The sequence below is a fragment of the Cellulomonas bogoriensis 69B4 = DSM 16987 genome, from assembly GCF_000767165.1.
GTDB classification, from domain to species: domain Bacteria; phylum Actinomycetota; class Actinomycetes; order Actinomycetales; family Cellulomonadaceae; genus Actinotalea; species Actinotalea bogoriensis.
In genome coordinates this window covers 1-14,820 of sequence record NZ_AXCZ01000061.1, presented here as the reverse complement: position 1 = coordinate 14,820, position 14,820 = coordinate 1, and the positions used below count along the sequence as shown (strand labels likewise).

The 14,820-nt window shown below is 72.3% G+C and carries 13 protein-coding genes; 7 read left to right on the top strand and 6 right to left on the bottom strand.

Annotated features, from left to right (window positions below; genetic code table 11):
- A partial coding sequence (locus N869_RS07520; RefSeq protein WP_035059823.1) for a DUF4192 family protein occupies positions 1 to 371 on the bottom strand: 371 nt, incomplete at its 3' end.
- 188 nt (positions 372 to 559) lie between these two features.
- Here N869_RS07520 and N869_RS16490 point away from each other — a divergent pair.
- Complete coding sequence (locus tag N869_RS16490; RefSeq protein ID WP_156968414.1) at positions 560 to 1,144, top strand: hypothetical protein; 585 nt, start codon at positions 560 to 562, stop codon at positions 1,142 to 1,144.
- A 50-nt stretch (positions 1,145 to 1,194) separates the two neighbouring features.
- Positions 1,195 to 2,325 (top strand): polyprenyl synthetase family protein, encoded by a 1,131-nt coding sequence (locus N869_RS07510; RefSeq protein ID WP_035059821.1) that lies wholly within the window; start codon positions 1,195 to 1,197, stop codon positions 2,323 to 2,325.
- Between the two features lie 12 nt (positions 2,326 to 2,337).
- Here N869_RS07510 and N869_RS07505 read toward each other — a convergent pair whose 3' ends face one another.
- Positions 2,338 to 2,733, bottom strand: a complete 396-nt coding sequence (locus N869_RS07505; RefSeq protein ID WP_156968413.1) for an Rv2175c family DNA-binding protein — start codon at positions 2,731 to 2,733, stop codon at positions 2,338 to 2,340.
- A gap of 165 nt (positions 2,734 to 2,898) precedes the next feature.
- On the opposite strand from N869_RS07505, the gene N869_RS07500 reads away from it, so the two are divergent.
- Both N869_RS07500 and pknB read left to right on the top strand, forming a co-directional pair.
- Positions 2,899 to 4,287, top strand: coding sequence for a lytic transglycosylase domain-containing protein (locus N869_RS07500; protein ID WP_052105218.1), 1,389 nt, complete (start codon positions 2,899 to 2,901; stop codon positions 4,285 to 4,287).
- 38 nt (positions 4,288 to 4,325) lie between these two features.
- Complete coding sequence (pknB, locus tag N869_RS07495; protein WP_035059816.1) at positions 4,326 to 6,290, top strand: Stk1 family PASTA domain-containing Ser/Thr kinase; 1,965 nt, start codon at positions 4,326 to 4,328, stop codon at positions 6,288 to 6,290.
- 73 nt (positions 6,291 to 6,363) lie between these two features.
- Here pknB and N869_RS07490 read toward each other — a convergent pair whose 3' ends face one another.
- The 3 genes from N869_RS07490 to N869_RS07480 are packed head-to-tail and all read right to left on the bottom strand — an operon-like array spanning position 6,364 to position 9,779.
- Positions 6,364 to 7,716: a class II 3-deoxy-7-phosphoheptulonate synthase gene (locus tag N869_RS07490; protein ID WP_035059814.1), complete on the bottom strand. Its 1,353-nt coding sequence runs from the start codon at positions 7,714 to 7,716 to the stop codon at positions 6,364 to 6,366.
- The gene (locus tag N869_RS07485) at positions 7,713 to 8,933 is read right to left on the bottom strand and encodes a pyrophosphate--fructose-6-phosphate 1-phosphotransferase (protein ID WP_035059812.1); all 1,221 of its coding nucleotides are present in this window, start codon (positions 8,931 to 8,933) and stop codon (positions 7,713 to 7,715) included. Before N869_RS07485 ends, N869_RS07490 begins: the two co-directional genes overlap by 4 nt.
- A gap of 51 nt (positions 8,934 to 8,984) precedes the next feature.
- A complete protein-coding gene (locus N869_RS07480) occupies positions 8,985 to 9,779 on the bottom strand; it encodes a lysophospholipid acyltransferase family protein (RefSeq protein ID WP_232229652.1) in 795 nt (264 codons plus the stop codon).
- 68 nt (positions 9,780 to 9,847) lie between these two features.
- Here N869_RS07480 and N869_RS07475 point away from each other — a divergent pair, with 68 nt between their 5' ends.
- Positions 9,848 to 10,417, top strand: a complete 570-nt coding sequence (locus tag N869_RS07475) for a hypothetical protein (protein ID WP_156968412.1) — start codon at positions 9,848 to 9,850, stop codon at positions 10,415 to 10,417.
- Between the two features lie 23 nt (positions 10,418 to 10,440).
- Here N869_RS07475 and N869_RS07470 read toward each other — a convergent pair whose 3' ends face one another.
- On the bottom strand, positions 10,441 to 11,388 hold the full coding sequence (locus N869_RS07470) for an ROK family glucokinase (RefSeq protein WP_035059808.1): 948 nt from the start codon (positions 11,386 to 11,388) through the stop codon (positions 10,441 to 10,443).
- 128 nt (positions 11,389 to 11,516) lie between these two features.
- Here N869_RS07470 and N869_RS07465 point away from each other — a divergent pair, with 128 nt between their 5' ends.
- Complete coding sequence (locus N869_RS07465; protein WP_035059806.1) at positions 11,517 to 13,334, top strand: AMP-dependent synthetase/ligase; 1,818 nt, start codon at positions 11,517 to 11,519, stop codon at positions 13,332 to 13,334.
- A gap of 79 nt (positions 13,335 to 13,413) precedes the next feature.
- Positions 13,414 to 14,820: DEDD exonuclease domain-containing protein (locus N869_RS07460; RefSeq protein WP_035059804.1), on the top strand; the 1,407-nt coding region annotated here is incomplete at its 3' end.

The following is a 14,820-nucleotide window of genomic DNA, read 5'->3' as shown; positions in this document are numbered from 1 at the left end:
CCGGTCCCGGTCACGGCCCAGACGGTGAGCCCGCCGCGTGCGGCGGCGAGGGCCGCCTCCAGGTGGCGACGTGCGGCTGCGGCCCGGTCGACCTCCCGCCCCGGCGCCGAACGGACGTCGTGGCGCCCGTAGAGGACGAGCACCACATGGGTGGCCCCGTCGGCGCCGAGGTGGCCGGCGAGGGTACGGGCGACGTGCGGACCGTGGGTCGAGGAGGCGAGGTCGTCGGTGTCCACGCGGGCCACGAGGCCTGCGGTGGCGTCCGCGCGGACGCTGACGACGACCGCGCTGTCCTGAGGCACGAAGCCGAGCTGGTAGGGGATGAGAGCGAGCAGCTCCCGGGGCTGACCTGAGCGGATCATCGTGTGCATGGGGGAATCCGACACCGTCCCGAGGGCGCCCGGACCGCAAGGCCCGTACCTGTGGAGAGGCGGCGGCGGCACGCGGACCTGTGGACGACGGGGGTGCCCGCACGTGCCTGTGGATGAAGTGGGCGTTTCACCCGGTGGGCCCCTTCCACGTGTCCGGCCGGCACGGGATACCGTGGAGCATGGCCACGGTGGCGTCCCCCACCCCGAGGCGCCGACGGCGCCCCGGCGTGCTGGCTGCCTGCATCACGGCGCTGACGCTCGTGGCGTGCGGCCCGGCCGGCACGGACACCGGCGACGCGGAACTCCCCGACGAGGCTGTGCTCACCGCGGCGCAGGCCCCGCGGGCCGAGGTACCAGATGCGCCCGAGCCCGAGGACACCGGCGCGCCCGCCGACGTGGAGGAGCTCACCGCGGCGGACTCCCACGCCGAGGTCGGCGACCTGGTCGCAGGGTTCCCGGTGGAGCTCCTACCCCTGCCCGGCGACGCGGTGCTGCTGGTGACCTCAGCGGTGCCGGTCGGGTCCGCAGAGGTCCAGGAGGTGTCGCTGAACCTGCGGACCGGGCTGGCCGCCGAGGACGTCATGGAGCTCTACCGCGGGACCCTCCTGGAAGCAGGCTTCGAGGAGGCACCCGCGGTAGAACCCGCCGAGCAGGTGGTCGCCGAGACCCTGTTCACACGTTCGGGCGGTGACGAGCTGGTCTCGATCGGCGTGCTCGACGTCGACGGCGGTCGCACCGTGACCATCGGGGGCCGCGTCCACACCGGCCAGTGACCGGCCGCCAGGGCGACCCACCCGGGGCGTGGCACCCGTAGGGTGGCGACGTGAGCACCGCACCCGCCCCGCTCGTGGACATCGACGGGGTCCGTCCAGGCGTCGACGCAGCCCTGGCCCAGCACGTCGAGAGCCTGCGGCACGAGCTGGGTCACATGGGCAGCGACCCGGGACTCCTGCTGGAGTCGGTGACGACGATGGTGGACGGCGGCAAGCGGCTGCGTGCGGCGTTCTGCTACTGGTCGTGGGCCGGGCACGGGGGTCCAGGACTCGCCCGGGACCGGCCCGGTCGTGCGGCCGACCGGGCGCAGGTGCTGCGCGTCGGCGCGGCCCTGGAGCTGTTCCAGGCGGCTGCCCTGTTCCACGACGACGTGATGGACGACTCCGACACCCGCCGGGGCCGCCCGGCGGCGCACCGGGAGCTGGAGGCGCTGCACCGACGACGCTCGTGGGTGGGGTCCTCGCGGCGCTTCGGCGAGTCCGGGGCGATCCTGCTGGGCGATCTTGCCCTGATCGCCAGCGAACGGGAGTTCACGGCTGCGACCGACCCCTTGAGCCACGAGACCCGGCTGCCCGCACGCACCATCTTCGACCGCATGCGCACCGAGGTGACCGTCGGCCAGTACCTCGACGTCCTGGGGCAGGCGTTGCCCTGGGGCGACGACGTCGACGGCGACGAGCAGCGGGCACGGGCGGTGGCCAGGAGCAAGAGCGCCCGGTACAGCGTCGAGCACCCCCTGTCGCTGGGCGCAGCGCTCGCCGGCGCGGACGAGGGTGCCCTCGCACGGTGCCGACGGGTCGGGCTCCCTCTCGGCGAGGCGTTCCAGCTGCGGGACGACCTGCTGGGGGTGTTCGGGGACCCCGCCGTGACCGGCAAGCCCGCCGGGGACGACCTCCGCGAGGGCAAGCGGACGGTGCTCGTGGCACGGACCCTGCGCGGCGCGACACCGGCCCAGGCCCAGGTCGTGCACGACCTGCTCGGCCGACCCGACCTCGACGAGGACGACGTGGGCCGCCTCAGGGAGATCATGGTGAGCACCGGCGCGGTGGACCAGGTCGAGGACCTCATCGAGCAGCTCGCCGGGCCCGCCCTGGACACGCTCAGGGCCGGTGACCTGCTCGACCCCGCCAGGCAGGTGCTGGTGGACCTGGGGGTCGCAGCGGTCCGTCGCCGGACCTGACGGCGAGGCCCGCTAGAACGCCTCGGCCTGCGCCCGCCGGCGGATCTCGGTCTTGTGCCCGGCGGCCAGCGCGTCCATCGGGGTGCTCACCGGGTGGGCGTCGTCACCGAGCACAGCGAGGCTCGGGTCCGGGGTGAACAGCCAGGTGATCGCCTCTGCGTCGGACAGGTGCGCATCCGCCAGGAGCGTCAGGGTGCCCGCCAGCGCGGGGACCACCTCGCGGCGCCCGTCGGCACCGGCCCGCAGGAAGTCCGCGGGGATGCTCAGCACGTTGCGCTCGCCCCGACGGACGGCGACCACACGCCTCTCCTGGACCAGGCGCCGGACCTTGCCCACGTCCGTACCGAGGAGGTCAGCCGCGTCAGGGAGCGTCAGCCACTGGCCGACGAGGGAGTCGTGGTGTGTCACGACCGCCACCCTACGTGCACGGCACGGGCGTCCCGCCCCAGGTCAATCACCCGGTCGGAGCAACCGCCCACCTTCCCCCGTGAGGCGCGCGTGGGCTACGTTCACTACTGTCACATCAGTCACATGAGCATCTTCCGGCTCACGAACACCACAGGACGGGATTCCATGAGCCACGCCGCACCCAGCGTCGACATCACCACCGCACGCCGTCGTCGTGCCGCAGGGGGCACCGGGATGGGCCTCGCGCTCGCGGTCGCGTCCGTGACCGGATCCGCCTCCGCAGCACAGGCCCAGGACTACACGGTCCGCCCCGGTGACACCGTCAGCCACATCGCCCAACGGACGTCGACGTCCGTGGCGCAGATCGTGCGCACCAACAACCTCGACTCCAGAGCCACCATCCGCGTGGGTCAGACGCTGACGATTCCCGCCCCGGCTGCGAGCACCTCCAGCGCGACGGGTGCACCGGGCAGCACCTCGACACACACGGTGACGCACGGGGACACCGTCTCCGCGCTCGCCAACCGGTACGGCACCACCACCCGGGCAATCGTCGAGGCCAACAACCTCAACAGCGCCGCACTCATCCGCGTCGGCCAGCGCCTGACCATCCCCGCCACCGGCGCGACACCCGCGCGCTCCAGCGCCCCGGCCACACCCGCGACGACGACCAACGCACACACGGTCACCCACGGCGACACCGTCTCCGCGCTCGCCAACCGGTACGGCACCACCACCCGGGCAATCGTCGAGGCCAACAACCTCAACAGCGCCGCACTCATCCGCGTCGGCCAGCGCCTGACCATCCCCGCCACCGGCGCGACACCCGCGCGCTCCAGCGCCCCGGCCACACCCGCGACGACGACCAACGCACACACGGTCACCCACGGCGACACCGTCTCCGCGCTCGCCAACCGGTACGGCACCACCACCCGGGCAATCGTCGAGGCCAACAACCTCAACAGCGCCGCACTCATCCGCGTCGGCCAGCGCCTGACCATCCCCGCCACCGGCGCGACGGGCGCCCCTGCCCCGGCGCCAACGGCCTCATCCGGGTCGACCTCGGACCAGCTCGTCGGCAACACCTTCGCCGGTCGCACCTACCCCGCGGCCACCGTCGCCTCGGCCAACGAGAACAAGGCCACGCTCCTGGCGACAGGGGTCCCCAGCCGTGCGGAGATGCAGGGACTGGTGGCCTCGACGGCGCGGTCCATGGGTGTCGACCCCGCCCTGGCCCAGGCCGTCGCGTTCCAGGAGTCGGGCTTCAACCACGCCTCGGTCTCCCCCGCCAACGCCATCGGCACGATGCAGGTGATCCCGAGCTCCGGCCAGTGGGCCTCGGACCTCGTCGGTCGCCAGCTGAACCTCCTGGACCCGCAGGACAACGTCGTGGCAGGTGTCGCCATCCTCAGGCAGCTGGTGCGCACCAGCCCGGACCTGTCGACCGCCATCGCCAGCTACTACCAGGGCCAGGCTGGCGTCCGGCGCCACGGCATGTATCCCGACACCCGGCGCTACGTCGCCAACGTCCAGACGTTGATGGCGCGCTACTGATGACGGGGAGCACGCGTCCTCGACCGTAGACTCGGCACGTGGCAGCCACCGTGACCGACCCGCTCCTCGGCCACCTGGTCGACGGACGCTACGAGGTGCTGTCCCGGATCGCGCGGGGGGGCATGGCGACGGTGTACCTGGCGGTCGACCGCCGTCTCGACCGCCAGGTCGCCCTGAAGGTGATGCACCCGCACCTGGCGGACGGGAGCTCTGGCGCCGACTTCGTCGCCCGGTTCCGTCGGGAGGCCCGGGCCGCCGCGAGGTTGACCCATCCAGGCCTGGTCGGCGTCTACGACCAGGGTGTCGACGGCGACACCTCGTACCTGACCATGGAGTACGTCGACGGGAGCAACCTGCGCCGGGATCTCACCGAGCAGGGCGCGCTGACCCTCGACGACGCCCTCGCGACCATCGAGGCCATCTGCGAGGCGCTCTCGGTGGCGCACCGGTCCGGCCTGGTGCACCGCGACATCAAGCCGGAGAACGTCCTGATCGCCTCGGACGGCCGGATCAAGGTCGCGGACTTCGGTCTGGCGCGAGCCGTCACCGAGGTGACCTCGACCACCACCGGCACCGTTCTGGGCACGGTCGCGTACCTCGCCCCTGAGCTCGTGGCGCACGGCACCAGCGACACGCGCACCGACGTGTACGCGGCGGGGATCCTGCTCTTCGAGATGGTCACGGGCCGTCAGCCCTTCACCGGGACCAGCCCCATCCACGTCGCCTACCAGCACGTGCACTCCGACGTCCCTGCACCCTCGACCCTGGTGGACTGGCTTCCGACCGAGGTCGACGAGCTGGTCACGGTCCTCGCCTCCCGCGACCCCGATGCCAGGCCGGTGGACGCGGCCTCGGCCCTGGCCCTCGTGCGCCGGACCCGTGCTGCCGTCGACGCCAGGACCCTCGCCCGCAGGGCAGAGATCGAACGTCGGCAGGACGACCACGACACCCCGGACCACGGACCCGAGGACGCCCCGACGACCGTCCTCGCCACCGGTCTGCCGGCACCTGTCGCAGACGAGGACGTCGGGCGCACGATGGCGCTCCGCATCGGGTCGGTCCAGGATCCCGCGCCGCCCCCGCCGGTGACGGACGGCTCCCTCGCCGCCTGGCGGCGCCGGGCGGCTCTCCTCCTCGCCGGGGTGGCGGTGGTCGCCCTCGCCGCGATCGTGGGGATCTGGTACGCGACCTCAGGGCCGGGTGCGTACACGGTGGTGCCGTCCGACGTGGTGGGCATCGAGGTCACGGACGCCCGGGCGGTGCTCGCCGCCGCGGGTCTGGGCGCGACGACGAGCGAGGCCCACCACCCCGAGGCACCGGCCGGGACGGTCGTGGCCTCGGACCCCGCGCCCGGGGAACGCGTTCCTCGCGATGGCGTCGTCGACCTCGTGGTGTCCCTCGGCCCTGATCTGCGGAACGTCCCCGACGATCTCGAGGGCGCAGCGCTGACCGACGTCACCGCGGCCCTGGAGGGTGCCGGGTTCGTGGTGCAGGTCGCCTCGCGATCACACCACGACGACGTCGCCGAGGACCACGTGATCTCGCTGTCGGCACGCGCCGGCGAGGAGCTCCCGGTCGACAGCGTCGTGTCGTTGACCGTCTCCGACGGGCCCGCTCCCACGGCGGTTCCCTCGCTCGTGGGCCTGGACCAGGAGGAAGCGTCCTCACGGCTCGAAGCAAGCGGTCTGCGCATCGAGGAGGCCGAGGACTACTCCCTGGACGTGCCCGAAGGTGTGGTCATGTCCCAGGAGCCCCGCGCCGGGGCCGAGGCGCGACGGACTGACACCGTCACGATCACCGTCTCCCAGGGACCCCCTCTGGTCGAGCTGCCCGACGTGTTCGGCGAGCAGTTCAACGACGCCCAGCGGATCCTCGAGGACCTCGGACTCGTCGTGGAGCGGGAGAACTTCCTCGGCGGGGTGTTCGGGACCGTCCGGAACCAGGACCCTGAGGCCGGGGAGCAGGTACGCGTCGGCAGCACCGTCACCCTGCGCGTCGTCTAGACCCCGCGACGCGGCTGTGGCCGCCCCCGAGCAGCGGGAGCGGCCACAGGACCCGTGCGGCAGGGGCGACCCTTCAGGGGCGCCTGATCATGTCGGCCACCTGGAACGCCATCTCCAGCGACTGCTGGTGGTTCAGGCGGGGGTCCACCAGGGTCTCGTAGCGGCGGGCGAGACCCGCGTCGTCGATCTCCTCGCTGCCGCCCAGGACCTCCGTCACGTCGTCGCCCGTGAGCTCCACGTGCAGACCGCCCGGGACGCTGCCGACCCCACGGTGGGACTCGAAGAAGCCCCGGACCTCGTCCAGGACGTCCTCCAGCCGGCGGGTCTTGTACCCGCTCGCCGAGGTGATCGTGTTCCCGTGCATCGGGTCGCACACCCAGGTCACGGGTCGTCCGGAGGCCGTGACCTTCTCCAGCAACGGGGGCAGCGCGTCCCGGATGCGTCCGGCACCCATACGTGTGATGAACGTCAACCGGCCCGGCACGTCGCTCGGGTTCAGCTTGTCCATCAGCGCCAGCGCGTCGTCGGCCGACGTGCTGGGGCCGAGCTTCACCCCGACCGGGTTGCGCACCCGGGAGAGGAAGTCCACGTGCGCACCGTCGAGCTGCCGGGTCCGCTCCCCGATCCACAGGAAGTGCGCCGAGCAGTCGTACGCAGCCCCGGTCCGGGAGTCGATCCGGGTGAGCGGGCGCTCGTAGTCCAGCAGCAGCGCCTCGTGGCTGGAGAAGAACTCCACGGTGCGCAGGGCGTCGAAGTCAGCACCGCAGGCCGCCATGAAACGGATCGCGCGGTCGATCTCCCCCGCGGTCTCCTCGTACCGCGCGTACGCCTTGTTCGCCAGGAAGCCCCGGTTCCACTCGTGCACCCGACGCAGGTCCGCGAACCCGCCGGTGGTGAACGCCCGGATCAGGTTCAGCGTGGCCGAGGACCGGTGGTACGCCTCGAGGAGCCGCTCCGGGTCCGGCACCCGGGACCCGGGGGTGAACGCGTGCGCGTTGACGGCGTCTCCCCGGTAGGCCGGGAGCGTCACCCCGTCCCGGGTCTCGTCGTCGGAGCTGCGCGGCTTGGCGTACTGCCCGGCCATCCGCCCCATCTTGATCACCGGGAGGCTGGCGCCGTACGTCAGCACCACCGCCATCTGCAGGATGGTCTTGACCTTGTTGCGGATGTTGTCCGCGGTCGCCTCGGCGAACGTCTCCGCGCAGTCACCGCCCTGAAGCAGGAAGGCCTCTCCCCTGCCCGCAGCGGCCAGGCGCGCGGTCAGGACGTCCGCCTCGCCGGCGAACACCAGAGGTGGCATCGCCCCGAGCCGCTGGCTGACGTCGGCCAGGGCCTCGGCGTCGGGCCAGGACGGCTGCTGCCGTGCGGCCATCGATCTCCAGGCGTCCAGGCCCTCGACCAGGGTCGGGTCCGCCTCGATGCTCACGACCCGCTCGCCGGGGCGTGCGGCTGGCCGATTCCTTCGAGCAGTTCCACGAACCACGGCTGCGAGACGTCGAACGCCTTACCGCCCGCGATCCGCGGGAAGGCGATCGCCTTGAGCCGGCCCTCGTCCTCCTCGTCGTGGCCGATGACACCGGCCTCGCCCTTGAGTGCGCACTCGACCGCGAGGTCGGTCATCGACTTGATCAGCCGCAGGTCCTCGGCGTTCGCCGCCGCGGCACGGGAGAAGTACCCGCTCTTCTGCACCATGACCTTCTCGGCGCCGAGCTTCTCGGCGAACTGCTTGGCGAACCACTGGCCCGGGTTGATCGTGTCGAGCTTGACGTGCCCGAACGGGTCGCGCTCGACCGTCTCCCCCGCTGCCTCGAGCTGGGCGACGATCTCGTGCATGCCCGCACCCTCGGACAAGAAGATGTTGACGTTGCCGATCTCGTCCATGACGCCCCGCAGCCGCTTGGCCTCGGCCTCGACGTCCAGGGCGAGCTCCGGCAGGAACACCGCGTGCACGTCCCAGCGCTCCCGGCTGAGCCCGATGCTCGGGACCCACTCCTGGGTGTCGAGCCACTTGCGGTAGTCGGCCGCAGCCGCGGCGGTGAGCCACCCGCAGTGCCGGCCCATCACCTCGTGGACGATGAGCATCCGGTTGCCGGACCGGTGCTCACCGATGATGTTGCGCGCGAAACCGGCCGCCTCCTCCGCCGCGGTCCAGGCCCCCAGCGACTGGCGGATCGGCACCACGTCGTTGTCGATCGTCTTGGGCAGGCCCACGACGGTCAGCTCGTAGCCGTTCTCGTGCAGGTAGGCCGCGAGGTCTGCGGCGGTGGTGTTCGTGTCGTCACCACCGATGGTGTGCAGGACGTCGACGCCGTCGGACTTCAGCTGCTCGGCCGCGACGTGGAGCGGGTCCTGGCCCTCCTGCACCAGACCACGCTTCACGCAGTCCTTCGCGTTCGTCAGCTTCACCCGCGAGTTGCCGATCGGGCTGCCGCCGAACCGGTGCAGGAGCCCGGCCTTCGCACGGGTCTCGGCGTCGACCGTCACCGACGTCCCGGTCAGCAACCCGTGGTACCCGTGCTGGTAGGCGATGATGTCGATCTCAGGCGCGAGCTCGGTGTACCGCTCGATCAGACCGCCCACGGCGGACGAGAGGCAGGGGGCGAACCCTCCGGCGGTCAGCAGGGCGACACGACGAACCGACATGGTGAACCTTCCGTTGACAGATCTTCGGCCCGGCTGCCGGGCGCGCTCATCCTAGTGCTGGGGGGCCGGGTCCTCAGGTGGGACCGGCACCTGGACCTCGGGCGCCGGTCGACCACCCGGACCGGTGGCCTCGGCCACCGGCTGGTCGGGCGCGCGCGCCGGACGCCCCGACGCCAGCCTGGCCTTGGCGGTCGCGGCGTACACGTCGACGTACTCCTGGCCCGACAGGCTCATCAGGGCGTACATGATCTCGTCGGTGACGGAACGGAGGATGAACCGGTCGTTCTCCATGCCTTTGTACCGGCTGAAGTCCAACGGCTCGCCGATCACGATCCCCAGGCGCATCGGCTTGGGGATGACCCGACCGATCGGCTGGGCCACATCCGTCCCGATCATCGCGACCGGCACCACCGGCGAGCCGGACTCCAGTGCCAGCCTCGCGACACCCGTCTTGCCCCGGTAGAGCCGACCGTCCGGGCTGCGCGTGCCCTCGGGGTAGATGCCGAACAGGCCGCCCTCCTCGAGCACCTGCAGGCCGGTGTGCAACGCGGCCTCGCTCGCCTTGCCGCCGCCACGGTCCACGGGGATGGTCCCCACGCCCCGGAAGAACCCGGCCTTGAGCCGCCCGGTGACGCCGCTGCCGGTGAAGTACTCGGCCTTGCCGATGAACCGGATCTTGCGGGACAGCACCAGGGGCAGCACGAAGGAGTCGATCACCGCGAGGTGGTTGCTCGCCAGGATCGCACCCCCGGACGCGGGGATGTTCTCCAGGCCGCGCACCCACGGTCGGAACATCCCTCGCAGCAGCGGGCCCGCGAGGACCTGCTTCATCAACCAGTAGAACAAGACGTCACCTCCGCCGCGGCGCCCACGCGAACCGCGCGCAGCGTCCGTACGACTCTAGAGTGCTCTTCATGGCCTCAGGTCCGCACGCCGCCGACGACCCCTCCGACGAGGCCCCCGACGAGCGGGGCCCCCGCGGCACGCCCGGGGACCGGGGGCAAGGAGGGCTGGACGACCCCCAAGAGGTCGAGACCCGTTGGCAGGAGATCGTCGCACAGCTCGGTGACCTGACCCCGCCCGGGGACCGTCCGGCGCCCGCAGCGGCGGACCCGGGTGACGGCGGTGCCGATACCGCGGACCGGCCCCGGGCCGTCGAGGACCCGGCGGCCGAACGCCCGGCACCCTCACCCCCGACCGGACCTCGGGCCTGGACCCCGGACCCGGAGGTCGAGGAGGCGGAGAACCACTTCGAGCCACCCGAACCGGGTCCGGTCCTGGCGGGGGACCCGGTGCTGACGCTCGGCTGGGGGCTCGTCGTGGCGTCGGTCGCGACCATCCTCGCGATCGCCCTGGTCTGGCGCGGGGCGCCGTCAGCGGTCCTCGTGCTCGCCGGGGGCTCGCTGCTGGCGGGTGCGGGCCTGCTGCTCTGGCGCATGCCCCAGGGGCGGGACCACGACGACGGGAACGGTGCCGTCGTCTGACCCTCCCGGCCCTGGCACCCCACTCAGATCCGGGCGAGGTCGGCGGCGCCGACGATCCCCGCGTCGTTGCCCATCGACGCCACGACGATCGGCGCCTCGGGCCGGAACCCGCGACCGGACAGGTGTGCCGCGTACGCCTCGCGCGCAGGCTCCAGGATCAGGTCACCGGCCGCGCCCGCTCCCCCGCCCACGACGATCACCGCCGGGTCGAGCAGGGCGGTCACCGAGGCGGCACCTGCCCCCACCCAACGTCCCAGCTCGGCGAGCAGCTCGACGGCACCGGGGTCCCCGGCAGCGGCCGCGACCGTCACGGCAGGGCCGGTCACGGCCTCGGGGTCACCGCCGCAGAGCTCCAGGAGGGCCTGGGCCCGGTCGGGCTGGGTGCGTGCGAGCGACCGCGCCTCGCGGACCAGCGCGCTGCCCGAGGCGTACTGCTCCCAGCAGCCGCGCAGCCCGCAGCCGCACAGGTGACCTTCGGGCACCACACGCATGTGCCCGACCTCGGCGGCGATCCCTGCCGAGCCCCGCACCAGGCGCCCACCGACGACCAGCGCTCCACCCAGGCCGGTGCCGATGGTGAGCAGCAGCATGTCGTCGACGTCCTTGCCGGCCCCGAACCGGAACTCGGCCCACCCGGCGGCGTTGGCGTCGTTCTCCACGACAACCCTCAGGTGGGGGTCGCCGAGGAGCTCGGCCACCCGTGGCCCGAGCGGGTAGTCGCGCCACGCGATGTTCGCACCGAAGAGCGCGGTGCTCCGGTCGGCCCCGATGAACCCGGCGGCGGCGATGCCCAGCGAACGGACCTCGTGACCGGCCGAGAGCTCGGTGTAGAGGTCGGCCACCGCCTTGTCGATGGAGGCGGCGTCCTGTGCCGCGGTCCCGCACCGTGCCTGTGCGAGGATCGTGCCGTCCTCGTCGACGAGCCCTGCGGCGATCTTCGTCCCGCCGATGTCCACACCGATCGCGTACATGTCCGTCCCTGCTCGTAGGTCCCGACCCCGGGCGGGTCGTCGGCCAGGCTACCCAGGTCAGCCGCCGGGCGAGCACACCACAGGTCCCGGTACCCTCGGAGCACCATCCGTCTGCCACTGGAGTCAGCATGGACGAGTTCCACAGCCCCCCCGTCGTCGAGGTCGCCGACTCGGAGAACCTCAACTCACTCCTGGCCGCGCGTGTCGAGCGCATGGGCGACCAACCCCTCGTCGAACGCAAGGACGCACCCGACGGACCATGGGTCTCCATGACCGCGCGTGAGTTCGACGCCGCCGTCGTCGCCGTGGCCAAGGGGCTCGTCGCACGCGGCGTCGAGCCGGGTACCGCTGTCGGCATCATGAGCCGCACCCGCTACGAGTGGACCCTCCTGGACTTCGCGGTGTGGGCCGCCGGTGCCGTCCCGGTCCCTCTGTACGAGACGTCCTCGGCCGAACAGGTCCAGTGGATCCTCACCGATGCCGACGTCCGACTCCTGGTCGTGGAGTCGGCTGCGCACGCCGCGACGGTCGCCGAGACCCGGGACGGTGCGCCCGCACTCACCGACGTCCTGGTCATCGACGACGGGGCCATCGAGCTGCTGATCGACGCCGGAACCGACGTCGGCGACGACGAGATCGCCCGGCGACGGACCCTGGCGTCCGGGGACGACGTCGCAACCATCATCTACACCTCAGGCACCACCGGTCGCCCGAAGGGCGCCGAGCTCACCCACGCGAACTTCGTCCACCTGTCCCGCAACGCGGTCCACAAGCTGGGCGTGGTCTGCCCACCTGGATCCCGCACGTTGCTGTTCATGCCCCTGGCACACGTGTTCGCCCGCTTCATCGAGGTGCTCATCATCCCGGCCGGGTCGGTCATCGGGCACACGCCCGACACCAAGGCCCTCCTCGCCGACCTCGGGACGTTCAGGCCCACGTTCATCCTGTCCGTCCCCCGTGTGTTCGAGAAGGTCTACAACTCCTCCGAGCAGAAGGCGGCCGCCGGGGGGAAGCGTGCGATCTTCCAGCGCGCGGCCAAGACGGCGATCGTGTACTCGCGGGCGCTGGACACCCCCAAGGGCCCGAGCCCGTGGCTGCGCCTGCAACACAAGGTCGCCGACGTGCTCGTGCTGTCCAAGCTGCGCAAGGCCCTGGGCGGTCAGGCCGAGTGGGCGATCTCCGGCGGGGCCCCGCTGGGTGAGCGGCTGGGTCACTTCTACCGAGGCGTCGGGCTGCGTGTGCTGGAGGGCTACGGCCTGACCGAGACGACCGCCCCGCTGACGGTCAACCTCCCGGACGCGACGAAGATCGGCACCGTGGGACCACCTCTGCCGGGCCTGTCGATGAAGGTCGCACCGGACGGGGAGCTGCTCGCCAAGGGTGCCGGGGTGTTCCGCGGCTACCACGGCAACCCCGAGGCGACGGAGGCCGCCTTCGAGGACGGCTGGTTCCGGACCGGTGACCTGGGTTCGATGGACGACGACGGCTTCGTCCGCATCACCGGCCGCAAGAAGGAGATCATCGTGACCGCGGGCGGCAAGAACGTCGCCCCTGCCGTCCTCGAGGACCGCCTGCGGGGCCACCCGGTGGTGAGCCAGGTGGTGGTCGTCGGTGACCAGCGGCCCTACATCGGCGCCCTGGTGACCCTCGACCCCGAGGCGCTCCCCGGCTGGTTGTCCACGCGCGGCCTGCCCGAGATGGACGTCACCACCGCGTCCACCCACCCGGAGGTGCGTGCCGCCCTGGACCGGGCGGTGGAACGGGCGAACAAGGCCGTCTCGCGCGCCGAGTCGATCCGCCGCTACACGGTGCTCACCACGGACTTCACGGTCGAGAACGACTACCTGACACCGTCGATGAAGGTGAAGCGGGAGCAGGTGCTCTCCGACTTCACCGCAGAGATCGACGCGCTCTACTCCGAGCAGGGTGCGTCCGCAGAGTCCTGAGCCGACCTCCCCGGGGGCCGTGAGGTGCTCGTGCACCTCACGGCCCCCGGGTGTCGGAGGGTGTCCCTACCCTCGGCCCATGCTGCCGGTCCAGCCCACGCTCGACGCCGTGGGGACGCCCCTGAGCCAGGTCACGTTCGTCGTGGTCGACCTGGAGACCACCGGCGGGTCGGCCCGCACCGATGCCATCACCGAGATCGGTGCGGTCAAGGTACGTGGCGGCGAGGTCCTCGGTGAGCTGCAGACGCTCGTGGACCCGGGGTGCCACGTCCCGGCCCTGATCACCCGCCTGACCGGGATCTCGGACCAGATGCTCCGGGGCGCGCCCTCGATCGCCGAGGTCCTGCCCACGTTCCTGGAGTTCTGCGGCGACGCCGTCCTGGTCGCCCACAACGCCCGCTTCGACATCGGCTTCCTCAAGGCGGCGGCCGCCCGTCACCAGGTCCCCTGGCCCGGCCCAGCCGTCCTGGACACCGTCGCCCTGGCACGTCGGGCGCTGCACCGCGACGAGGTGCGCAACCACCGGCTGGGGACGTTGGCCCCCTACCTGGGCTCGAGGGTCGAGCCGGACCACCGCGCGCTGACCGACGCGCGCGCGACCGTCGACGTGCTCCACGCACTGCTCGCACGGCTCGGCCCGCTCGGAATCACCCACATGGAGGACCTCGCCACCGCGACGGACCCGGTGCCCGAGAAGCGTCGGCGCCGACGGCACCTGGCCGACGGGCTCCCGGACGCGCCCGGGGTCTACCAGTTCCGTGACGCGCGGGGGGAGGTCCTCTACGTCGGCACCGCGACCTCCATCCGGACCAGGGTGCGCTCGTACTTCACCGCCGCCGAGCGACGCAGGCGCATGACGGAGATGGTGATGCTCGCCAGCGAGGTCGTCCCGGTGGTGTGCGGCACCGTCCTGGAGGCCCGCGTCAGGGAGCTCCGGCTCATCGCCGAGCACGCACCCCGCTACAACCGCAGGTCGCGGCACCCGGACCGCAGACCCTGGCTCCGGCTGACCGGTGAGCCGTTCCCCCGCCTGGTCGTCAGCCGCGCCGCGCCGGACGCGACGGGTGCTGCGTGGATCGGTCCGTTCGGTGGGACGGCGGCCGCACGCCTCGCCGCCGACGCCCTGCACACCACGTTCCCCTTGCGTCAGTGCAGCCGCAGGATCGGCCGCAGGCCTCGACCCGGTGGGTCGGCCTGCGCCCTGGCCGGACTCGGTCGTTGCGGGGCACCGTGCGTCGGCGAGCAGGACATCGACTCCTACGCGCAGGTGGCTCGGGCCGCTGCGCACGCCATGACCACCGACCCCACACCCGTCATCGTCGCGCACGCCGAGCGGCTCGCCGCCCTCGCCGCCGCCGAGCGGTACGAGGAGGCAGCCACCTACCGGGACCAGGTGGAGGCGTTCTGCCGTGCCGCGGCGCGCACCCAACGCTCGGCACGCCTCGCCGGGCAGGCGGAGCTGGTCGCCGCGCGCCGGGCACCGTCG